The sequence below is a fragment of the Micromonospora sp. NPDC050784 genome (assembly GCF_044456765.1).
Taxonomy (GTDB): domain Bacteria; phylum Actinomycetota; class Actinomycetes; order Mycobacteriales; family Micromonosporaceae; genus Micromonospora; species Micromonospora foliorum.
The window spans coordinates 1-22132 of sequence record NZ_JBITGG010000009.1 but is presented as its reverse complement, the minus strand read 5'-3'; the positions used below and the strand labels follow the sequence as shown (position 1 = coordinate 22132).

Genomic DNA, 22132 nt, shown 5'->3' with positions numbered 1-22132 from the left:
CGAACCTGGCGCGGCGGCATGCCATCAGCCGCTGGTCAGGAGCACGAGTTGCTGGGTTGCCCGGGTCATCGCGACGTAGCGGTCGACCGCCCCCTCGATTCCGGTGCCGAACGTCTCCGGGTCGACGAGGACGACCAGGTCGAACTCCAGCCCCTTGGCCTGCTCCGGGCTCAGTGACCGGACGCGGGCCGTGGGCGGGAACGTCGGGTCGCCGATGACGCAGGCGATCCCGTCGGTGTGCGCGGCGAGCCAGGTGTCGAGGATCGACCCCAGGTCGGCGACCGATCCGTGGACGACGGGGAGCCCGTTGCCGCGGATGGAGGTCGGCACGTTGGCGTCGGGGAGCACGGCCCGGATGACCGGCTCGGCCTCCGCCATGACCTCCGCTGGTGTCCGGTAGTTGATGCTCAGCGAGGCCAGCGTGACCCGGTCCAGCCCGACCCGCTTGAGGCGTTCCTGCCACGACTCGGTGAACCCGTGCCGGGCCTGGGCGCGGTCTCCCACGATGGTGAAGCTGCGCGACGGGCAGCGCGCCAGCAGCATCTGCCACTGGGCGTCGGTCAGCTCCTGCGCCTCGTCCACCACGATGTGCGCGAACGGGCCGGCCAGCAGGTCCGGGTCGACGTCCGGCAGCGCGGAGTCGTCGACCAGGACGTCGCGCAGGTCGGGTTGGCGCAGCATCGACAGCAGGCCCTCGCCGTCGTCGTAGGTGTCGGCGGCGAGCAGTTCGTCGACGACCCGGGTCATGTGCTCGCGTTCGACGGCGGCGGCCGGGTCGTGCCGGCGGGTGCGCCCCGCCCGTTCTGCGTCGCCGAGCCGTTGCCGGGCCGCGTCGAGCAGCGGCAGGTCTGACACGGTCCAGGCCCGGGGCTCGTCGCGTTGCAGCGTGCGAACCTCCGCCGGGCTGAGCCACGGCGCGCACCTACGCAGGTACGCGGGCACCGACCACAGGTCACCGACGAGTTCGGCCGCGTCGAGCAACGGCCAGGCGCGGTTGACCGTCGCTCGCAGTCCCCGGTTGCGTAGCAGCGAGTCGCGCAGCACGTCGTCCGGCTCGTCGCCGTCGTATCTGTCGATGAGGATGGTGAGCAACTCCTCCCAGATCTCCTCGCGCGCCTCGTTGTGCGGGGTGCCCGGACCGGGCGCCCGGAACGCGTCGGCCCAGTCGTCGGCGCTCAGCCGGACGTCGGCGTCACCGACCGTGATCGTCATCGGGGCGGTCGGCGGGTCCTCGTAGAACCGGACGGCCGCGTCGATCGCCCGGACCAGCTCGGCCGAGGACTTCAGCCGGGCGACCTCCGGGTCGGTGTCGACGGTTGCCGTGGCCCCTTCGGGCACGAGGTCGTGCAGGGTGCAGGTCTGCACGTCCTCCTCTCCGAGGCTGGGCAGCACGTCGGAGACGTAGGCCAGATAGGGTTGGTGCGGCCCCACGAAGAGCACCCCACCCCGGCGCTGACCGAGGCGCGGGTCGGAGTAGAGCAGGTACGCGGTGCGGTGCAGGGCGACGACCGTCTTACCGGTGCCCGGACCGCCGTCGACGACGAGGGCGCCGGCCGAACCCGCCCGGATGATGGCGTCCTGGTCGGCCTGGATCGTGCTGAGCACGTCGCGCATCCGGGCCGACCGGGCGCTGCCGAGGCTGGCGATGAACGCGGACTGGTCGTCGAGCGCGACGGCGTGCCCCACGAACCCGTCGGGGGTGAACACCTCGTCCCAGTAGTCGCTGATCCGGCCGCGGGTCCAGCGGTACCGGCGGCGGCTCGCCAGGCCCATCGGGTTCGCGTGGGTCGCGCCGAAGAACGGCTCGGCGGCGGGTGAGCGCCAGTCGAGCAGCAGCCGCCGGCCGGTGCTGTCGGTAAGGCCGCGACGTCCGACGTACACCGGCTCGGGGTTGTCCGCCTCGACCACGTGGCCGAGGCACAGGTCCAGTCCGTAGCGGCTCAGCGAGCGCAGGCGGGCGGTCAGCCGGCGGACCTCCTCGTCCCGGTCGACGGCCTGCCGGCCCTTGCCGCCGGGCGCCCGGCGCGCGGTGTCGAGGCGGTCGGACAGCTCGGCGGTCAGCTGCGCCAGGCTCGCCGCCATGGCGGTGAAGTGCCGCTCGTCGTGGGCGATGAGCGCCGGGTCGGCCTTGGGGGAGAGGTGATCGGGAAGTGCGAACACGGAGGTAGGCAAAATATGACGTCCATTTCGGCAGAAACTGGCCTCGGCCGACGATTCTGCGTCATAAACGGGGTCTTGCCGCAAGCCCCCCAGTGCGGTATAAGTTAGAAGTGGCGGGAGACCGGGTGTCTCCCGTTTTCCGTGTTCAGGGCAGTTCCTCGGCCAGTTGGGCCGGCGCCTCCAGCGCCGCCTTCACCGCCTGGAGGAAGGCGACCGCCTCCCGCCCATTGACCACGCGGTGGTCGTAGACGGCGCTGAGGTTGACGAACCGGCGGGTGACGACCTGGCCGGCGGCGTCCAGGGCCAGCTCGTCCTGGGTGCCACCGATCGCCACCACGCAGGTCTGGCCCGGGAAGACGATCGGCCCGGCGAGCACCACGTCCGGGTCGGTGTGCAGGGAGACCACGATGGTGCCGCCGGCCAGCTCGCCGGCGCGGAAGCCGGTCCCGCCGGCCCGGGAGCGGAAGTCCATGAGCGTCTCGGCGATCTCCGCGCAGGTCAGCTCCTCCACGTCCCGGACCACCGGGATGAACAGCCCGGTGCCGACATCGATGGTGACGCCGACGTGCGCCGACTCGGCGAGCCGTACGCTGCTGCCGTCGCCGGGGGCGGCGAACAGCAACGGGTGCTCCTCGCGCAGCTCACCGATCGCCTTCACCAGAAGTTCCGGCAGGCCGACCAGCGTGCGGGTGGTACGGGTGAGCTGCCGGGCCACCGCGAGGGCGGCGTCGACGCGTACCTTGATGACGGCGAGTGCGGCCGGCACCTCCCGGTGCGACTCGGTGACCACCGCGGCCACCGCCCGTTGGGCCCGGGAGAGCGCGTGCACCGGGCGGGGGTCGTCCGGCTCCGGGCCGTCGCCGGCCGCGAGCGCGGCGGCCGCGGCCACCACCACCGGCTCGGTCGTCACCGCGGGCGCCGCCGACCGGTCGGCCAGCAGGCGTTCCACATCGGTACGCCGCACGACCGCCTTGCCGAGCGCGCGCAGCTCGTCGTCACCGAGACCGTGTGCGGCGGCCAACTCCCGGGCCGAGTCGGTGAGCACCGGCCCGCCCGGGTGGGCGTCGGGCGCCGGCCCGGCCGGGGCGACCGTCGAGGCGAGGAAGCGCTGTCGGGCCTCCTCGCTGTCGAAGACGTGGCCGATGACGTCGCCGGGGGCGCACTCCTGGTTGACCTCGGTGACCCGGTGCAGCACGCCGGTGTGGTCGCTGAGCAACTCCTCGGCCGCCTTGGAGGTCTCCACCTCGGCGATCGGCTCACCGGCGCGCACCTGCTCGCCGTCCGCGGCCAGCCAGTCGATCAGCACGTACGTCGTGTCGTTGTTGTTGAGTTTGGGAACGACCAGGTCAGTCACCGCTGACGACCTCCTTCACGGCCCGGTGGATGTCGGCGTCCTGCACCAGCACGGTGCGTTCGAGATGCGCGGCGGTCGGGATGACGCTGTCGGCGGAGTGCACGAGCCGCACCGGTGCCCGCAGGGCGCCCCAGAGCCGCTGGTGCACGACGTGCGCCAACTCCGCGCCCCAGGTGCCGCCGGCCGTGCTCTCCTCGGCCACCACCACCCGGCCGGCACGGGCGATCGGCGGCAGCAGGGTGTCCGCGTCCACCGGCCAGAGGCGTGACGGCACCAGCACCTGGCAGACGATGTCGTCGCGCAGCAGCAGTTCCCGGGCCACCGACACGGCCCGCGCGGCCAACCCGCCGGGTACGACGAGCACGCAGTCGGCCTGCCCCGGGTCGTCCACCCAGACCCGGGCCACGTCGGCGTCCGGACCGATCAGGTCGTAGCGGAACAGCTCGTCCACCACGCCGTCGGCGTACATGCGGTTGGTGTAGAGAACCTTGTCCTCGAAGAGCAGCCCCGGCCGCCCGGTGGCGAGCATGCCGGCGAGGACCGCCCGGTTGTCGTGGAACGGCGACACCTCGTGCAGGCTCAGACCGGGGATGCCGACGAAGTGTTTCTGCGGGCTCTGGCTGTGCGTCGGGCCGTACCCCCGGTTGCCGCCGGTGGGGCAGCGCACCACCAGCCGGATCGGCACCCGCCGGCCGTACATGGCGGTCGACTTGCTGGCGAAGTTGAGGATCTGGTCGAACGCCAGCGCCACGAAGTCACTGAACATGATCTCGACGATCGCGCTCTGCCCCGCCAGCGCCAGGCCACCGGCCACGCCGACGATGCCTCCCTCGCTCAACGGGGTGGACCGCACCCGGTCCGGCCACCGCGTCGACAGCCCTCGGGTCACCTTGAACGCCCCGCCGTACGGGTCGACCACGTCCTCCCCGAGCACTGTCAACCCGGGATCGTCGGCCAGCAACGCGTGCAACGCCTGGTTGAGGTTCTCCACCACCCGCTCAGCCACGGTCCGCCTCCGCCCAGCGACTCTCCGGTCGACCGGTGACCTCCCGGACCACCTGCGCCACGTACGCGCGTTGCCGCTCGTCGTGCGCGGTGAACTGCTCCGGGTACGCCTCGGCGTACCGGGCGTACCAGTCGTGCGCCCTCGCGTACGCCAGCTCGTCGGGGCGGCGGTTGTCGTCGCCCTTGCTGTGCGGCCCCACGCGGTGGGTGAGCAGTTCCACCACGTACGGCGTGCAGCGTTCCCGGACCCGGCGCAGCACCGGCGCCAGCGCGGACCGGACCACCGCGGTGTCGGTGGAGGTGACCCGGAGGTGGTCAACCCCGAACGCCCGGGCCCGCCCGCCGATGCTGCCGGCGAGCTGCGCGGTGGTCGGCGTGGACTGGGCGATGCCGTTGTTCTCCACCACCAGTAGCAGCGGCAGGCCCCACAGCGCCGCCATGTTCAGCGCCTCGTAGACCGCGCCCTCGCCCCAGGTGCCGTCGCCGAGGTAGACCAGCGCCAGCCGGCCCGGCTCGGCGCGCTTGAGGTGCAGCGCGACCCCGGCGGCCACCGGCGCGCTCTCGCCCTGCACCCCGGTCGACAGGTAACGGTCGCGCAGGATGTGCTGGCTGCCGCCGACCCCGTGGCAGACCGCGCCCTCGCGTCCCATCACCTCGGCGAGCAGCCCGTGTGGGTCGTCGAACCGGGCCAGGTAGTGGCCGTGGCCCCGGTGGTTGCTGAACACGAAGTCGCCGTCGGTGAGCAGGGGCTGCAGCGCGACCGGCACGTACTCCTGGCCGAGGCAGGTGTGTGTGGTGCCGTGCAGTTCGCCCCGGCCGAACATGTCCAGCAGCGCCAGCTCGAAGTGCCGGATCAGCAGCAGCAGGTCCAGGTCGACGTCGGCGAGCCGGGTCGGCGCGGCCGGCGGCGCCTCGGTGCGGGTGGCGGTCACCGCGCTGCCCCGTCCAGCTCGCCGGCGACCAGGCCGACCAGTTCGCCGACGGCGGTCACCGCCAGGTACGCCCGCAGGTCCAGCCGGACCCCGAGCTCGTCCTCCAGCGCGGCGAGCAGCCGCAGAGCCTCCAGGCTGGTCCAGTTGGTCAGCGTCGCGAACCGGACATCGGGCGAGAGCCGCTCGGCCGGTACGTCGGCGACCTGTTCGATAAGGTCCGCGACGGTGGTGAACAGATCAGGCACGGACGTCTCCCTCCTCCAGGGCGATCCACGCCGGCAACAGCCGGGGCGGTGGGTGCAGTGGCAGCACGTGCCGGGTGGTGCCGTCCTGTTCGGACGCCACGGTGAAACCGGCGGCCGGCCAGACCGCCCCGCCGGGCTTGTTGCGGGTGGTGGGTCGGAACAGCGCCTCCAACCGGGTGGCGCCGGTCGAGCCGGCCAACTCCGCCACCCGGTGCAGCGCGGCCTGTTCGACGCCACGGGAGAAGACCCGGCAACTGAGCACGAAGTTCTCGATCACCCAGGCGTCCGGGTCGCTCCGATCGAGCCACACGCCGCCGACCAGCCCTTCGGCGCCGAACCGGTCGGTGACCTCGACGGTGAGCACCAGGTGGTCGGGTGAGGCGGCGCGCTGGCGGGTCTGCGCCTCGGTGTGCGCCCGTTCGGTCATGGTGAACTGGTTGGTGCGCAACCCGAGCTGGGTGACCCGGGGCAGGCTGAGGTCGTCCACCGGGCGGACGGCGACCCGCAGTTTCAGCTCGTGCAGGTAGTCCGTCGCCGAGTCGAAGGTGGCGGCGAAGCGTTCCCGGCCGCTGCGGGCCCGGTACAGCTCGGTGCGCTCGCGGTCGGTGGCGCCGGTGGCCAGCACGGTGAAGTGCCCCTCGGCGAGCAGTCTTCCGGAGAAGCCGGCCGGGTCGCCGGCCAGCTCCACCACCCGTACGGCCGGCAACTCGTGGCGTACCAGCTCGCACTCGAAGGGGCTGTCGTCGGCGAACACCACGGCGTCCAGGCCGAGGTTGAGGGTGCCGGCGAGCTGACGCAGGTTGTCGTCCTTACGCCCCCAGTTGACCGCCTGCGCCACGAAGTCGTCGGCCCGCAGCAGCAGATCCGGGTGCTGTGCGAACGCCTCGGTCACCAGGTCGGGGTCGTTCTTGCTGCACACCGCCAGCAGCACGCCCTGCCGGCGCAGCGCCAGGGCACGTCGCTGCACGTCCCGGTGGCAGTTGCCGGGGTAGTCGGTGCCCAGCATGATGCCGGCCAGCCCGTCGTCGCCCAGCACGCCCGCCCAGAGCGTGTTGTCCAGATCCAGCGCGAGTACCTTCGCCGTCCGGCCCAGGACCGCCCGGCAGAAGGCTGCGGCCTCGTGCGCGTAGCGGCGTTCCACTGTGGGCGTCCAGGCCATGCTGGCGAACCGGTACAGGCGCTCGTCGCGCACCGGGCCGTCGTGGTCCACCAGCAACGTCTCCAGGTCGAGGGTGTACGTCGTGTCCCGCTCGCCCAGCTCCAGCAGTCGCCCGTTCAGCTCCCGCCAGACCCGTCCCAGCGCGGCCCGGCCCCGGAAGCTGACCAGGCTGCGGTGCTCCAACGGGGACAGCGGCACGGTGTGCAGCAGCAACGCGCCGTCACTGCGGGCGGCGTAGCCCCGAACGGCGGCCTCCAGTACGGCCGCCCGCTCGCCCAGCGCGTCGGCCAGGCCGCCCAGGTCGCCGGGGTCCCACTCGGCGGGCAGGAACCAGCCGTCGTGCAGCAGGCAGAGCGTGACGTCCGGCCGGAACTCGGCGAGCGCGGAGCCCGGGTCGCTGAGGTCGAGGACCACCTGGTCGAAGCCGGAGACGTGGATCTCGGCGGCGATACCGATGCGCAGCAACGCCACCCGCAGCAGTGGCTCGACCGTGCCCGGGGTGAACGTGCCGGTGATGGCGACCCGCAGCGGCCGGAGCGGGAAGTTCGGGCTGGCCAGCTTCTCGGCGGGCACGTCGGCGAGCAGTCTGCCGGCGGACGCGACGGTGGTGACCGCCGCGTCGTCCAGGTGGACCAGGCCGGGTGCCAGCTCCGGGTCCGCGGGCGCGTCGGGACGGCGTAGCCGGCGGATCCGGAGGAGGACCTCCTCGACTCTCATTCCGTCTTCCTTCCTCTCCCCGCCGGGCGGGGTCGTTGTCGGCGCGCCGGTCACGGCGCCGCCGTCGGTGGACACGGCCGGTCAGACCCGCAGCAGGGTGCAGACCCAGTGCATGCCACTGCCGGTGCTGGTCAGGGCGACGAGATCCCCGTCGGTCAGCTCGCCGGTGCCGAGGTGGTGCTCCAGCCCGATCAGTTGGTCGGCGCAGCCGACGTGGCCGTGCGTGAGGGCCAGCTCGACGTTGGTCCGCTCCAGCTCCACGCCGAGGTCCTTGGCCAGTTCGGCGAACTGGCGGGCGTTGTCGTGAAAGTGCAGGAACCGGCGGACGTCGGCCAGCGTCACGCCGGCCCGGCCGCAGGCCGCCTCCACCACCTGCCGGTTGCGCTCCCGGATGGTGGCGACGAAGCCGAACATCTTCCGCACGTCACCGGCGAAGAACTCGTTGAGCCGGTCCGCCGGGTCACCGACGCGGGGAGTGTCGCCGTCCGGGGTGAACGGCCGCGCAGCGCCGCCGACCGGCATCCGCATGAACCCCGCGTACCGGCCGTCGCTGATCGTCTCGGTCGCCAACCAGCGGCACCGGCCGTGGTCGCGGACCAGCACCGCCGCCGCGGCGCCGTCGGAGAAGATGCTGGTGTTGACCTCCATCCGGTTCCAGTACGGCTCGGCGACCCGATTCGCCCCGATCAGCAGGGCGGTTCGATACTTCGGGTGGGTGGCGAACCGGCCGGCAACCGTGTCGAACGCGGCCACCCCACCGCCGCAGGCCTGGTTGAGCAGCACCGCCTCGGCCCGGTGCGCGCCGAGCCGCGCCTGCGTGTGGGCGGCCGGGTCCCAGTAGAGGTACTCGGCCAGGTCGGGAATGGCCAGCACCACCAGGTCCACGTCGGCGGCCGACAACCCGGCCCGGTCCAGCGCGGTGGCGCCAGCCACCACCGCGAGGTCGGTGACCCCGACGCCGGGCCCGGCCCGGTGAAACCCCCGGTACTCCCAGGACCGCACCCGGTCCAGATCCTCGGTGTACGCGGCGGCGGCCGCCGCCACGTCGACCTGCTCGCCGAGGACGTGCGCCAGGGCGGCCACCCCGACGCCGACCGGCGGCGGCGCGCTCATCGCCGCACCGCCGTGACCCGGTCCGCCGCCGCTGTCTCGTCGGCGCGGGCGGTGCGCAGCCGGACCCCCGGATCGGCGGGTACGACGGCGTCCAGGTCGGCCAGGAAACGTCGGGCGGTGCCGTTGCGACCGGTGTCGGTCCAGCGGACCAGCACCTCGTCGGCGCCGGCCAGCTTGGCGCGCCGGGTCAGCTCCCGGAGCACCGCCGCTTCGACGCCCTTGCCGAGCACCGGGCAGGAGAGCGAGAACACGTCGACCGTCCACCGGTGGACGGACCGGTCGAGCGCGACGAGCCCCGACGTGCCGTAGTCGCCGAGCCGGTCGCGTACCCGCACCGCCAGCAGGTCACCGGCCCGTTCGGCGAGCGCGGCGGCCGGCGGGGCCGGGGCCAGGGCGAAGTCGTGCGCCCGTGCGACCACCTCGGCGACCTCGGCGACGGCGTCGGCGGTCACCGGTCGGTAGTCGACCTGGACGTCCAGGCCGGCCACGAAGTCGTCAAGCGACAGCGCGGTCGAGGCGGTGGTCGGTGCGGGTGTGCCCCCGCTCCAGCGTCGGCTGGGCAGCCGGTGGGTGAGCCCCGCCGCGCGTAGCTCGTCCGACCAGTTCCGGGGGTCCGCGCCGAGCGCCACCCGGTACCCCTCGGTGGGGCCGGTGCCGGCCAGCACGAGCTGGTTCGGCGCGACGTCCAGCTCGGCGGCGATCTCGGCGAGCTGATCGGCCAGCGGACGGTCGTCGGTGACCCAGCCGTCCAGCACCGGCAGCAGCTCCACGGCGTCGCCGGTCGACCAGCACCCGGGGCCGCTGGCGCGCAGCGCCACGCGTACGCCCGCCTCGCGCAGCTCCCGCAGCGCCGGCAGCAGGTGCGCCGCACCGGCCAGCCCGTCGCCGTCGAGCACCAGCGCCCGGCAGACCGCGCCGAAGAAGACACCCACCAGCGTGGACGCGGCGGCGCCGAGCCGCCCGAAGACCTCCTCGACGTACGGCACCTTGGCGAACCGGAACAGCGCCGGGTGGTACGCCCGTCCGTCCCCCACCTCCCGCACCGCCTCGTCGGCGTCGACGAGCAGCACGCCCGGGTCCCCGGCCAGCCGGTCACGCAGTCGCTCCCGGACCGCCGTGGCGCTGGCCGTCACGCCGTCGGCGTGCATCCCGTCGGCCGGGCCGTACGGGCGGGCGGCGGGGACGGCAGGCAGCACGTACACCAGCAGTGCGCCGTGGCGACGCGCGGCGGTGACCGCCGCCTCCGCGCCGGCCAGCAGCTCCGTCGCCCAGTCGGCGCCGGCCGGGCCGGGGTCGCCGGCCTCCTCCAGCCGCTGCACCACCACCAGCACGTCCGGCCGGGTCTCGGCGAGGAAGCCGTCGGTGGCCAGGCACTGCTGCACGACCTGTTGGAACGGGCCGACGCTGAGGGTGGCGGGCAGCCCGGCGTCGTGCAGGCCCAACCCCAGGTACGGCACCAGCGGGTCCACCGTGTAGCTGGCCAGCAGCGCCACGCGCAGTACCGGCTCGGGGCGCTGCCGGGTGACGGCTTGCCAGCGGGTGCGCCGGGCGAGCAGGTCGGCGCTCATGCGGCCTCCGTGCCCTTGGCCCGCAGCACGGCGCGCAGGTCGGCGACGCTGCGGACGTCGCGGATGTCCTCGAAGGCGAAGGAGAGCCCGTAGACCTCCTCCAAAGTCACGACGAGTTGCAGGTGCCGCAGGCTCGTCCAGGTGCCGATGGTCTGCGGTCCGGAGTCGTCGGTGACCTGGGCCGGGTCGACCTCCAGCACCCCGGCGACCACCTCGGTGAGCGTCACTTCGCCACCACCGCGCGGTCGTCGGTCAGCTCGTCGGTGCCGGTCGGTGCCGGCAGCGGCGCGGGCACGGCGGGGGTCTCGTCGTAGTCGGGCAGGTCGACCTCCATCCGGCGGATGCTCGGTGAGGCGAAGCCGGCCGCCGCGACGCCGATGCCGAACAGGCCGACGATCACGAAGATCAGGCCCATGCCGGCGCCCGGTCCGCTCCCCACCAACCAACCGAAGTACGGCACCCCGGGCCCGCCGTCGCGCATCATCGGCTCGAACCAGCGGTCCGCGGCGATGCCGGCCAGCGCGGTGCCACCCGGGTACGCCAGGTCCTCGATGAACTGCCGCGCGGCGAAGACCCGACCCTGGTGCGACGGTTCCACCTTCTCCTGCCAGACCGACTGGGCGTACCCGTCGATGAAGGGGATGGACAGGTGCAGGAAGAGCAGGGCGACCGACCAGACGATGATGCTGTCCCCGACGCCGTAGATGATCCGACCGAGGACGCTGAAGACCAGGATGGCGACGAGCATTCGGCGGATCTTGTGCCGGGTGTTCGGTAGCAGCCCCAGCAGCAGGGCGCCGGCCACGCCGCCGACCGCGCCGATGGTCTGTACCAACCCGACCGCGTTGGTGCTGCTGTCGGTGCGGGCGAGGATCTGTGGCACCAGCAGGGCGAAGCCGACCGCCGCGAGCACGTTGATGGCGAACATGATCGCCTCCAGCCCGGTGAAGGCCCGGCTGGCCAGGATGTAGCGGAAGCCGTAGACCGTGTCGGACCAGAAGCCGCCGTCGTCCGGCTGGGTCGAGCGGGGCACCGGCGGCAGCTGCACGAGCAGCACCGCGCCGATCGCCACCACGTAGGACAGCGCGTCGATGAACAGAATGACCTTGATGTCCATCAGGCCGAGCAGCGCGGCGGCGAAGCCGGGGGCGAAGATCACCGGGATGGTCCGGACCGCGAACATCATCGCGTTGGCCCGCGGGTACTGGCCCTTCTCCATCATCACCGTGATGGTCGCCTGGTACGCCGGCAGCTGGAACGCGAGGAACGCGCCGGTGACCAGGTTGACCAGGTAGAGATGCCACACCTCGACCGAGCCGGTGAGGAAGAGCAGCAGCACGACGGCGGTGGTGACCGCGGACCCGATGTCGCTGAGCACGATGGTCAGTCGCCGCCCCCACCGGTCCACCAGCGCGCCGGCGATCGGGCTGAAGATGACTGTCGCGCCGAACGCGCACGCCATCAGCATGGTCAGGTCGAAGGCCCGGCCGGTGGCGTCCCACACCCAGATGCTCAGGGCGAAGTTCGTCATCCGGGTGCCGAGCGCCGACAGCAGCTGGCCGAACCAGATCGTGGTGAACCCGGCGAACCGGGTCGGGCGTCGGAACGCCATGGGGTCTCCTCCTACTGCCGTGGCGGTTGCCCGTGGTTTCCGGCCAGGCGCAGCAGGCTGGTCCGGATGCCGTCGAGCAGGTGTTCAGCGGACCCCGACCGGAAGGCCGGGGTGGCGTAACTCAGGTCGACGCGGAGCCGAGGGCCGGTGAGCGACCCGGTCACGTCGAAGGGGAAGGGCCAGTGCCCGTCGCTGTCCTCGGTCGGCCCGAACGGCGCCGCGCAGACGTCGAGGAGTTGGTTGGCCGGGGCGACGTCGTCGAACCCGAAGCCACCCATGTAGTTCACCGCGACCATCGGCGGTGCGGTCGCGGCCAGCCTGGTGCGTACCTCCTCGTCGGGGCAGAGGTGGCGCAGCAGCCCGTAGCCGATGCCGTTGTCCGGCACCCGGGCGAGCTGCCGGATCACCGAGCGCACCGAGCGGGTCGGGTCGGCGGTGGAGGGCAGCTGCAACCGCAGCGGGTAGAGCACCTGGAACCAGCCGGTCGTGCGGCTCACATCCAGGTCGTCGAAGAGCGCCTCGCGGCCGTGGCCGGTGGTGGCCACGGTCACCGCGCCGCCGTCGGTGCGCCCGGCGATGGTGTCCGCCACCGCCCACACCAGCAGGTCCCGCACGCTGGCCCGCAGGCGCCGTGCGGCGGCGTGCACCCCGCTGGTGGCTGCCTCGTCCAGCGTCACGGTGGCCAACCCCAGGTCGCCGAGGCGGAACGGCCCGGTCTCCGGCTCGTCCGCGAGTCGACGCAGCACACCGTCGTCGGCCTGGGCGAGCCAGAACGGCAGCTGTTCGGCGAGCCGCGTCGAACCGGCGTACTCGGCCAGCCGCCGTGCCCAGGCGCGGTAGGACGTGGTCTTCGCCGGCAGGGCCGGGTCCTCGGCGCGTTCCAGTTTGCCGCAGAGGGTTTCCAGGTCGGCCAGGAGCAGACCGCGGGAGACGGCGTCCACCACCAGGTGGTGATTGACGATCAGCAGCCGGTCGGGCAGCTCCGGGCCGAGCCGGAAGTGCACCACCCGGGTCAGCGGGCCGACGCCGAGATCCAACGAGGTCTGCGCCTCGGCGCAGCGCGCCTGCACCGCCGCCTCCCGCTCCTGCACCGGCACGCCGGTCAGGTCGTGACTGACGAACGGCACGGCGTCGGCCGGGTCGGCGTGGTGCTGCCGCCAGCTCCCGTCGGCGAGCCGGGTGAACCGCAGCCGCAGCGCGTCGTGCTGGGCGACCAGCCGGCGTACCGCCTCGCGGAGCAGCTCGGGCGGGAGCGGACGGGCCAGCTCCAGGTAGTAGGGGTGGTTGAAGAGGGCGGGCCGGGTCATCGTGGGGGCGAGCAGGTCGGTGAACCAGCGCTGTGCTCCGGTCAGCGGCGCGTCGCCGCGCACCTCGCCCTGCTCGGCGTCGAACGCGGTCGCCGCCGGCTCGCCGAGGCTGGCGGCCAGGTCGGCGACGGTGGGGTGGCGGACGAGCTGGCGGGGTGTGACGTCGATGCCGGCCGTCGCGCAGCGGGCCACCAGTTGCATGGCGAGCAGCGAGTCACCGCCGACGGCGAAGAAGTCGTCGTGGATGCCGAGCTGGTTGGTGCGCAGCAGCTCCGACCAGATCGCCACGAGCTGGCGTTCCCGTTCGGTGCGGGGGGCGGCGGCGGCTCGGTCGGCCGACCGGCGGTACCCGTCGGCGACGGCGGCCCGCACGGCCGCCGCGTCGGCCAGCTCGGTGGCCACCTCGGCAAGCAGACCGGGCGCGAGCGCGTCGACCGGTTCGTCGGGGTCGGTCGAGCTGGCCGCGTCGAGTGACCAGAGGCCGCGCAGCAGCGGCGCCGGCCCGGTCGCCGGGTCGAAGGACAGCGCCCGGGTGTCCGTGGGGCCGGGCTCGGTGGCCGGGTGCAGGAGCAGCGTCGTGGCGTCGACCGGCGGGGTCGGGGCGTACCCGATGATCCCGGCGGCGACCAGCGCGGACAGCTCCGGGGCCAGCGGCGCCGAGCTGAGCAGCACCTCGCGCCCGGTCCCGGCCTGGGTCGCGAGCAGCCGGGCCAGCTCCGCCTGGTGTGGCACCGGCCCGGCCGGTACGACCAGCCGGCCGACCGCCGGATGCCGCACCGCGCGCCGTACCAGCAGGGTCCCGGCGACCGCGGACAGCTCCGGTGACCACTCGTCGCTCGCGTTCAGCTCCGGCACCCGGTAGCGCCGCGCCCACGCCTGCACCGACACGACGTCCAGCTCGGGCCGGGCGTCGCGCAGCCGCCCGGTCAGCTCGGCGAAGAGCGCCTCCCACGGTGGCGTCCGGTAGGCGGGTGCGGCGGGGCAGACCACGATGGTCAGTGGGGCTGCGCTCCGGGCGCGGTAGACGTCCACTGCCGCCAGCAGCTCACCGTGAAAGTCGCGCAGCGCGACGGCCGCCGCGCCGAGCGGGCCGGGCACCAGCCGGTCGTCCCAGCGCAGCACCAGCACGTTGCGGTCCCGGGCGGTGGTCGCCAGGCCGGCGGCCGGATCACGGAGCAGCCGCAGCAGCGCCCCGGACGGAAGCTGGCCGAGGGCGTACGGCAGGCCGAGCAGCTGCGTCCAGAAGCGGACCGTCGCCGCCAGCTCGGGCAGCTCGACAGTGCCGCCGACCACCAGGCGGGGCGTCGCCGGCGCGGGCCTGAGCGAGGTCGCTGCGGGTCGCGTCCCGCCGCCCACCGGCTCGTCCGGCCGCCGCACCCCGTCGTCGAGCACCCGCCCCAGCCCGGTCAGCAGTCGGACCATCCGCTCCGGGACGAACAGGTCGGCGCGGTACGCCAGGTCGGCGTGCAACTCGTCGCCCTGCCAGGTGAGACTGAGGAACAGGTCGAAATCGACCCCGACGCTCGGCACCTCCACCCCGGTGGCGGTCAGCCCGGCGAACTCCGGCACCTCGTCGGGGCCGTCGATGACGTTCAGCACGCACTGGAACAGCGGGTGGTGCGCGGCCTGCCGGGGCAGCCCCAAGGCCTCCACGATGGACGCGAACGGCAACCCCTGGTGCCGGTACGCCTCCCGCGCCGTCCGGTACGCCCGGGCCACCAGCTGGCGGAACGTGGGCCGGCCGGCCACGTCGACCCGCAGTGGCAGCAGGTCGGCGAAGCAACCGATCAGCGGCGCGAGTTCGGCCCGTTCCCGGCCCGCCGTGGGTACCCCGAGCACCAGGTCCGACTGGCCGCTCTCGGCGTGCAGCAGGGCGGCGAAGCCGGCCAGCAGGACGGCGAACGGGGTGACGCCCTCGGCGCGGGCCAGCTCCCGGACGGCCGCACCGAGACCGGCGGCGATCCGCTGCGACTGGTAGCCGGCGACGTCGGAGCGCTCCTCGGGGCGCGGGTGGTCGGTGGGCAGCTCCAACAGGGTCGGTGTGTCCCGCAGCCGGTCCCGCCAGTACGTGAGGTGTGGCTCGACGGCGGTCGAGGCCAACCAGTCGCGCTGGTGGCGGGCGTAGTCGGCGAACTGCACCGGCAGCGGCGTCAGCGGCGCGTCGACGCCTGTGGCGTGGTGCGCGTACCGGGTGGCGACCTCGTCGAGCAGGATGCTCCACGAGGTGTTGTCGCAGACGATGTGGTGCATGCCCAGCAGCAGGTGCCAGCGGTGCTCGGGCAGCCGGACCAGGCGGGCCCGCAGCAGCGGGCCGGCGGCCAGGTCGTACCGGTGGGCGGCCAGGTCACCGGCCGCCCGGCGCAGCGCACGGGCCTGCTTCGACGTTGGCAACGCGGTCAGGTCCAGCGTCTCCAGCCACGGGTCCAGGTACGGCCGTACCACCGGCTCGGGCTCGCCACCCCGGTCCCGGAAGGTGGTCCGCAGCACCTCGTGCCGGGCCAGCACGTCGTCCAGCGCCCGACGCAGCGCCGCCTCGTCCAGGTCGCCGCGCAGCTCCAGGGCGGCGGTGGTGTTGTGCCGGACCACGTCGTCGCCGAGCTGGTCGAGCGCCCAGAGCCGGACCTGCGCCGACGACGCGACGGCGGGTGCGCCGGGTGCGGCGGGAGCCAGCGGCGCGAGGGCGGTGGCGTCGGTGTCGGCGTCCAGCAGCGCGGCGAGCCCGGCCACGGTCGGGTTGGTGAACAGCGTGTAGAGCGACACCTCCCGACCGAACTCGGCCTGCACCCGGGACAGCAGATGGGTGGCGAGCAACGAGTGGCCGCCGAGGCCGAAGAAGTCGCTTGTGACACCCACCTGCTCGACGCCGAGCGCGGTGGCCCACAGATCGGCGAGACGTCGTTCGGTCGGGGTGCGCGGCGCGACCGTCTCCGCGACGTCCGGCCCGGCCGTCCGGGTCGGCGCGGGTCGGCTCCGCTTGGCGACGGCGGCGGCCGTACTCAGTTCCTCGGCCAGGTACGCGGCCCGCTCCGGCCCGATCGGCGCGGCCAGTCCGGCGCCGGTCCGCGGCCCGGGCGGGTCCAGCGGCCAGATGTGGGCGAGAAATCGGCGCGCGTCGTCCCAGCCGGCGGGCACCGCCAGCGCCAGCAGGCCCGGGTGGTCGCGCCGGAGCGCCGCCACCGTCTCCGCGTCGGTGTCGAGCACCACAGTCGTCGCCGGGTCGGCGGCGGCCAGCGCGGCGGCCAGACCGTCGGGCGGGCAGGCCCGTACCTCGTGGCCGGGCAGCGCCTCGGTGAGCCGGTCGACCGGCAGCCGATCGCCGTCGACAAGCACCTGCCGGCCTGGCTGACCGGCGGCTCGGCGCAGCTCGCGCACCACGAGCGTGCCGAGGGCCGCGAAGTACTCGCCGGTGTACGGCACGTGCCCCAGTTCGTCGGCGCGCTCGTCGCTGACCTCGCTCACCGGGTAGGTGCCGGCGTGATCGGCGGCCCACACCGCGTGCACGCCCGGGGTACGCGCGGCCAACGCGGTCAGCCGGTCGTCGAGCCGACCGTCGGCCGTTCGCCGGTCGACACCCGGCGACGCGGGGCAGACCACCAGCAGCAGCGGGGCGTCACTGCGCCGCCGGTACGCCGCCACCGCCGCCGCCAGGTCGTCCATGGCGGCGTCGAGGGCCGTCTCGCCAACGCTGCGGTCCTGCCGGCGCAGCCAGTCCTCCCAGCGCAGCAGGCACACGGTGGCGTCGGCCGGCGGCCCGGCGAGCAGGTGCGCCAGCAGTTGTCCGTACCCGACCAGCTCGACCGAGGCGGGCACCCGCAGGAAGCGCAGCCAGAAGTCCACCGGGTCGCGTACCGGGTCGACGGTGAAGGTGGCCGCCAGCGCGATCCGCTGCCGGTGCAACCCCGGCACCTGCGTCAACGGCCGCTCCGGGGCGTCCGCCAGGGCGCGCAGCAGCTCCGGCAGCCGGCCCACCGTCGCGGCGATCGTCTCGTCCAGGTACAGGTCGGCGTTGAAGTCGACAGCGCCCTCGACCCGGTCGCCGTGCGCGGTCAGGCTGACGAAGAGGTCGAAGTCGGTGAGGCCGTTCTCGGCGGCCACCGGCGTGAAGGTGACGCCGGCCGCCTGCCGCCGCGCCACGCCACCGTCGGTCATCGTGGCCAGCACCTGGAACAGCGGGTTCACGCTCGGGTCGCGGACCGGGCGGACCTCCTCCACCACCCGCGCGTACGGGGCCTCCTGGTGCGCGTACGCCTCGCTGACCGTGCGGTGGACCCGGCGCACCAGCTCGCGCGCCGTCGGGTCGCCGCTCGCGTCCACCCGCAGCACCACCATGCTGGCGAAGCAGCCGATCAGCGGCTCCAGGTCGGTGCTCGCCCGACCGGCGGCCGGCATGCCGAGCAGCAGGTCATCCTGGCCGGTGGCCTGACGCAACAGGGCGCTGAGCCCGGCCAGGACGACCGCGTTGACGGTCGCGCCGGCCGACCGGGCCAGCCCGCCCAGCGCCGCCGTCGTCGCGGCGTCGACAGTGAAGGGCAGGCTGCGGCCGCGGTGGGTCTGCACCGGCGGCCGGGGGCGGTCCGGCGGCAGCGTCGAGCGGGCCGGCGCGCTGGCCAGCCGCTCCCGCCAGTGCGCCAGGTGCCCGGCTAGTTCCCGTTCGGCTTCCGGCCGGCGGCGGGCGGCGACGTGGGTGACGAACCGGGTGGGCAGTGCCGGCAGTCCGGCCGGCACGTCACCGGCGAACTCGCCGTACCAGCTCACCACCTCCTCGACGAACACGCCGGCCGACCAGGCGTCGAAGACGATGTGGTGCGCGGCGACCAGCAGCAGGTGCTCGTCGTCGGCCAGCGCCAGCAGCCGGACGGCGAGCAGCGGGCCGGTGGTGAGGTCGAACCGGATCGCCGCGTGGGCGGCGCTCTCCCGGTCGGCGGCGTCCCGCCGTTGCGCCGGCGGCAGCGCGGTCAGGTCGACCACCGGCAGCGGCACCTCGATGGCGTCGCGGACCCGCTGGGTGACGGCGACGCCATCCCGGCCGTTGCCGTCGGCCGGCACGAAGACGATCCGCAGCGCGTCGTGCCGGGCCACCACCGCGTTCACCGCCCGGTGCAGCGCCGCGACGTCCAGCCGGCCGGTGATCCGCTCGGCGAACGGCACGTTGTAGACCGGGGTGCCGGGCTCCAGGCGGTCGAGGAACCAGAGCTGCTCCTGTGTGAAAGAGAGCGGGTAGGTGGTGGCGGCGTCCGGGCGCTGTGGACGAGCCTGGCGCAGTCGCAGCGCCAGCAGCTCCCGCTGCTCGGGGGTGAGGCCGGCGAGGTCCGGGTGCAGGTCCTGGCTCACCGGGTGACCCCCTCGACGTCCGCGCCCACCGCCGACGGCGCACCGCTCAACAGGCGGGCCAGCGGGGGAGGGGAGTCGTGCAGGTAGAGGTGGCCGCCGGGCACGACGGTCAGCGAGAAGCCGGCGGCGGTGCAGGCGGCCCAGCCGGCCATCTCGTCCGGGCTGATCAGGGGGTCGTCGGCCGCCGCCACCGCGTCCACGGGCAGCGGCAGTGGCGTCACCGTGGTCGGTCGGTACGACGCGACGACGGCCAGGTCGGCCCGTACGGTGGGCAGGATCAGCGCCAGCAGGCCGGCGTCGGCGAGCACCTCGTCGGACACCCCGCCGAGCTCACGCAGCCACCGGGTCAGCGCCGCGTCGTCGAGTCGGTACGCTGAGCCCACGGGTGCGCTGTCCTGTGGTGGGCGGGCCGCGGAGACCACCAGCCGCTGCGGCGCCGGGCCGCCCCGGGCGAGCAGGCGGGTGGCCACCTCGTACCCGATGAGGGCGCCCATGCTGTGCCCGAAGATCGCGTACGGGGGCGGAACCCGCTCGACGATCGCGTCGACAAGCGGCGGCGCCAGGTCGGCCATCGTGCTCAGCGGCGGGTCGGCCAGCCGGCGTTCCCGGCCGGGCAGCTGCGCGGTCCACACCTCCACGTCGTCGCCCAGCAGCGTCGACCAGGGCCGGTACGCGCCGGCGCCGGCGCCGGCGTACGGAAGGCAGACCAGCCGCAGCCGGGCGGTCGGGCGTGGCGCGGCGCAACTCAACCAGGCGGCGGCACCGGTCGGTCGGGTGGCGGTCGTCGGCGGTGGCATGCGAACCCCGTTCCTGCTCAGCACGGCGACGACGGGTGGTGTCGCCATGCCCGCACACGCTAGGAACCGCCCGTGACGGCGGTCTTAGCGTCGGATGAGGGTTAGCTGCGGTGTGCGCTGCGGGTGGCCGGGCGAGGTCCGTTGTGGACCGACCCGGGGCGGGTCACGGCGCCTCGACGACCTCACGGCCGAGGGGCCAGAACGCGGCCGGCACGAGCTTGAAGTTGGCGATGCCGAACGGGATCCCGATGATCGTGACGCAGAGGGCGATGCCCGCGACGATGTGGGAGAGCGCGAGCCACCATCCCGCCAGCACCACCCAGAGGATGTTCGCCAGCCCCGAGCCGACGCCCGCGCCCGGCTTGGGCACCAGGGTGCGGCCGAAGGGCCACAGCGAGTAGACCGCGAGGCGCAGTGACGCGACGCCGAACGGGATGGTGATGACCAGGACGAAGCAGATCAGCGCGGCGATGCCGTAGCCGACCGCCAGCACGAGGCCACCGCCGAAGACGAGCCACAGCACATTCAGTACGAAACGAATCACCACTCCAGCATGAAACATGCTCGCCACCGGCCATGGCGGAAGCGAGTCGACGACGTCGCCCACCGCCGCCCCGGGGCCGGCCGCTGTAAGGTACGCGAAAACCCTTCCACGGCGTGCTCCGGAGGATCGCGTGTCGTCCGACGACCGTTGGCTGCTCGACACCCCGATCGCGCACCGCGGGCTGACCGGCGACAATCGACCCGCCAACTCGCTCGCGGCGTTCGAGGCAGCCGCCGACGCTGGCTACGCCTGCGAACTGGACGTGCAGCTCACCCGCTCCGGCGAGCTCGTCGTCGTCCACGACTACGACTTGACGGCGCTCACCGGTGCGGCGATCGCCACCGCGGAGCTGACCCCGGCCGATCGGCAGCGGCTCCGGTTGCAGGGCACCGACCAGCGGGTTCCCACCCTTTCGCAGGTGCTGGACCGGGTCGCCGGTCGGGTGCCCCTGCTGATCGAGCTGAAACGGCCGACGCTCGCTCTCAACTTCGACCTCGTCGACGAGGTGCTGCGGCAGACCGCCGACTACCCGGGGCGGTACGCGGTCGAGTCCTTCGACCCGTTGCTCGTGGCGGCGCTGCGGGTCGCGGTGCGGAAGCTGCCGGCGCACCGCCGGGTGCCGGTGGGGCGAATCTGCGGGCTGCTGCGCACCGCCGGGCCGCTGACCCGGATGGTGGGCCGCAGTATGGTCAGCAACCTGGTCACCCGACCCGATTTTCTGGCCTACGAGGTGGACGCATTTCCGTCCGGTCTGACGGCCTGGTGGCGTCGACGCGGTGTTCCGGTGATTGCCTGGCCGGTCGCTTCGCCGGAGCGGGAGATGTTCGCCCGTCAATACTCCGACAACATCGTGTTCTCGGGCTATAGACCGTCGCAGGGCCAGCATCTAGCATCGTGACGTGTCTGTTGACCAAGGACAGAGCGGGTTGCTCGCCGAGTCGCAGAACGCGGCTCCCGGCGATCCGTTGCAGGTCTACCGCGCCTTGGCCGAAGACAGCGTCAACAGGCTCCGGGACCATTACGACTGGCGGGCGAAATGGCACCGTCGACTGTTTCGTTCCACCGGCATCCTGGTCATCGTCGTCAGTGCGTCGCTGCCACTGCTCGCCGGCTTCAGCTACCCGGGTAAGAACCTCGTAATCGCGGTATCGGGCGTCGTCATCGCCACGGCCACCGCGCTTCGCACCTTTTATCAGTGGGATCAGATGTGGGCGCTGCTGCGGCGTACCCATTTCGGGCTCATCGAGGCGAGCAACCAGTGGAAGCTCGCTTTCGGTCGCGCCGAGGCGACAGCTGACCCGACCGAACGGGAGCAGCGGGCCTACGCGGCGACGGAGGCGCTGCTGGCGAAGATCGAAGGCCTCCGCAGTGCGGAGACGGAGAAGTTCTTCAGCTCGCTGGCCTTCCCGGAGGAATCCGCGCTGACCGGCAAGCCCTTCCGCCCCTGACGGCGACCCGTGGCGGTTGGTGGAGCCTCGGGGTTGCTCCGTGGAAGACCTGAGACGAAATCCAGGGCCCCCCGAGGGAAGCTCCCGGAGGTCGGCAGGCGTCGGCGGCCAGATGATGGCTGGCATGAAACGCGCTGCGCTCTACGTGATCGCCGGGCCGGTCGGCATCGTGGCCTACGGCCTGGTCCGGCTGTGGGGGAAATCCGACGGGGTGTACGGCCCCGGGCTCGACTGGCAGGCCGCGCACCTGGTCGCTCTCGCCGGCATGGTGTGTTTCGTCCCGGGTGTGCTCGCGCTGTCCCGCCTGCTGCCCCGCAGTCCATGGCGCAGCGGGGTGGTGGCCGGCACGTTGGTCGGCCTCGCCGCGACGATGGTGCAGTTCGGCGCGGACATCGTGGAAGGGCTCCTGGCCGAGGACCGGGCCGAGATGTCGAGGCTCGGCGCGGACTTCAAGGACATCCCCGGCGTCGAGGGGGCCTTCTACGACGTCGTACCCCAGCTCTTCTTCCTCGGCCTGCTCGTTCTCGCGGTGATGCTCGCCGTGCGACGGCGGCTGCCGTGGTGGAGTGTGCCGCTGCTCCTCGCCGGCATCGTCCTGCCGGCGGTCACCCTCGACCTGCTCCCCATCGGCGGCCTGTGCATGGCGTTGGCGCTGGCCCCGGCGTTGCCGCTACTGCGAGAGCGGGCCGAATCGCCCGTCGCCGTCCACTGAGGACTTTGGGTGGCGGGGGGGCCCGGGGCCCCCCCCCCCCCCGGCCCGCCGCGGGGGCCCCCCGGGGGGGGGGGGGGGGGGGCTGTCGCGGGGGCCCGCCGCCCGCCCCCCCGATGCCGCCCGGCCGG

At 73.5% G+C, this 22132-nt stretch carries 16 protein-coding genes; 3 read left to right on the top strand and 13 right to left on the bottom strand.

Features of this window, described 5'->3' with window-relative positions; genetic code table 11:
* Nucleotides 1-24 precede the first annotated feature (24 nt).
* The 13 genes from helR to ACIBD9_RS14315 all read right to left on the bottom strand — a co-directional run bounded on the left by helR (nt 25) and on the right by ACIBD9_RS14315 (nt 19844).
* The gene (gene helR / locus ACIBD9_RS14375) at nt 25-2160 is read right to left on the bottom strand and encodes an RNA polymerase recycling motor ATPase HelR (protein ID WP_396717595.1); all 2136 of its coding nucleotides are present in this window, start codon (nt 2158-2160) and stop codon (nt 25-27) included.
* Nucleotides 2161-2305: 145 nt separating this feature from the next.
* Nucleotides 2306-3514 carry a 2-oxo acid dehydrogenase subunit E2 gene (locus ACIBD9_RS14370; RefSeq protein ID WP_396717593.1) on the bottom strand — a complete coding sequence of 403 codons (1209 nt, stop codon included), beginning with the start codon at nt 3512-3514 and terminating at the stop codon, nt 2306-2308.
* Nucleotides 3507-4520, bottom strand: a complete 1014-nt coding sequence (locus ACIBD9_RS14365) for an alpha-ketoacid dehydrogenase subunit beta (protein WP_396717591.1) — start codon at nt 4518-4520, stop codon at nt 3507-3509. Before ACIBD9_RS14365 ends, ACIBD9_RS14370 begins: the two co-directional genes overlap by 8 nt.
* Nucleotides 4513-5451 (bottom strand): thiamine pyrophosphate-dependent dehydrogenase E1 component subunit alpha, encoded by a 939-nt coding sequence (locus ACIBD9_RS14360; RefSeq protein ID WP_396717589.1) that lies wholly within the window; start codon nt 5449-5451, stop codon nt 4513-4515. Before ACIBD9_RS14360 ends, ACIBD9_RS14365 begins: the two co-directional genes overlap by 8 nt.
* Nucleotides 5448-5696, bottom strand: coding sequence for a phosphopantetheine-binding protein (locus ACIBD9_RS14355; RefSeq protein WP_238661465.1), 249 nt, complete (start codon nt 5694-5696; stop codon nt 5448-5450). The genes ACIBD9_RS14360 and ACIBD9_RS14355 overlap by 4 nt, the downstream gene beginning before the upstream one ends.
* Nucleotides 5689-7572 (bottom strand): HAD-IIIC family phosphatase, encoded by a 1884-nt coding sequence (locus tag ACIBD9_RS14350; RefSeq protein ID WP_396717587.1) that lies wholly within the window; start codon nt 7570-7572, stop codon nt 5689-5691. The genes ACIBD9_RS14355 and ACIBD9_RS14350 overlap by 8 nt, the downstream gene beginning before the upstream one ends.
* An 81-nt stretch (nt 7573-7653) precedes the next feature.
* Complete coding sequence (locus ACIBD9_RS14345; RefSeq protein ID WP_396717585.1) at nt 7654-8685, bottom strand: 3-oxoacyl-ACP synthase III family protein; 1032 nt, start codon at nt 8683-8685, stop codon at nt 7654-7656.
* Nucleotides 8682-10253 (bottom strand): hypothetical protein, encoded by a 1572-nt coding sequence (locus ACIBD9_RS14340; protein WP_396717583.1) that lies wholly within the window; start codon nt 10251-10253, stop codon nt 8682-8684. Before ACIBD9_RS14340 ends, ACIBD9_RS14345 begins: the two co-directional genes overlap by 4 nt.
* A complete protein-coding gene (locus ACIBD9_RS14335; protein WP_396717581.1) occupies nt 10250-10480 on the bottom strand; it encodes an acyl carrier protein in 231 nt (76 codons plus the stop codon). Before ACIBD9_RS14335 ends, ACIBD9_RS14340 begins: the two co-directional genes overlap by 4 nt.
* The gene (locus ACIBD9_RS14330) at nt 10477-11865 is read right to left on the bottom strand and encodes an MFS transporter (RefSeq protein ID WP_396717578.1); all 1389 of its coding nucleotides are present in this window, start codon (nt 11863-11865) and stop codon (nt 10477-10479) included. The genes ACIBD9_RS14335 and ACIBD9_RS14330 overlap by 4 nt, the downstream gene beginning before the upstream one ends.
* A gap of 11 nt (nt 11866-11876) precedes the next feature.
* Nucleotides 11877-18503: a condensation domain-containing protein gene (locus ACIBD9_RS14325; protein WP_396717575.1), complete on the bottom strand. Its 6627-nt coding sequence runs from the start codon at nt 18501-18503 to the stop codon at nt 11877-11879.
* Complete coding sequence (locus ACIBD9_RS14320) at nt 18500-19348, bottom strand: thioesterase II family protein (RefSeq protein ID WP_396717573.1); 849 nt, start codon at nt 19346-19348, stop codon at nt 18500-18502. The genes ACIBD9_RS14325 and ACIBD9_RS14320 overlap by 4 nt, the downstream gene beginning before the upstream one ends.
* Nucleotides 19349-19463: 115 nt before the next feature.
* A complete protein-coding gene (locus tag ACIBD9_RS14315; protein WP_387166802.1) occupies nt 19464-19844 on the bottom strand; it encodes a YccF domain-containing protein in 381 nt (126 codons plus the stop codon).
* Nucleotides 19845-19974: 130 nt separating this feature from the next.
* Here ACIBD9_RS14315 and ACIBD9_RS14310 point away from each other — a divergent pair, with 130 nt between their 5' ends.
* The 3 genes from ACIBD9_RS14310 (at nt 19975) to ACIBD9_RS14300 (ending at nt 22004) form a co-directional block, all read left to right on the top strand.
* The gene (locus ACIBD9_RS14310) at nt 19975-20742 is read left to right on the top strand and encodes a glycerophosphodiester phosphodiesterase family protein (protein WP_396717570.1); all 768 of its coding nucleotides are present in this window, start codon (nt 19975-19977) and stop codon (nt 20740-20742) included.
* 1 nt (nt 20743) lies between these two features.
* Complete coding sequence (locus ACIBD9_RS14305; protein WP_396717568.1) at nt 20744-21292, top strand: SLATT domain-containing protein; 549 nt, start codon at nt 20744-20746, stop codon at nt 21290-21292.
* A gap of 124 nt (nt 21293-21416) precedes the next feature.
* Nucleotides 21417-22004, top strand: a complete 588-nt coding sequence (locus tag ACIBD9_RS14300) for a hypothetical protein (protein ID WP_396717566.1) — start codon at nt 21417-21419, stop codon at nt 22002-22004.
* Nucleotides 22005-22132: the final 128 nt, after the last annotated feature.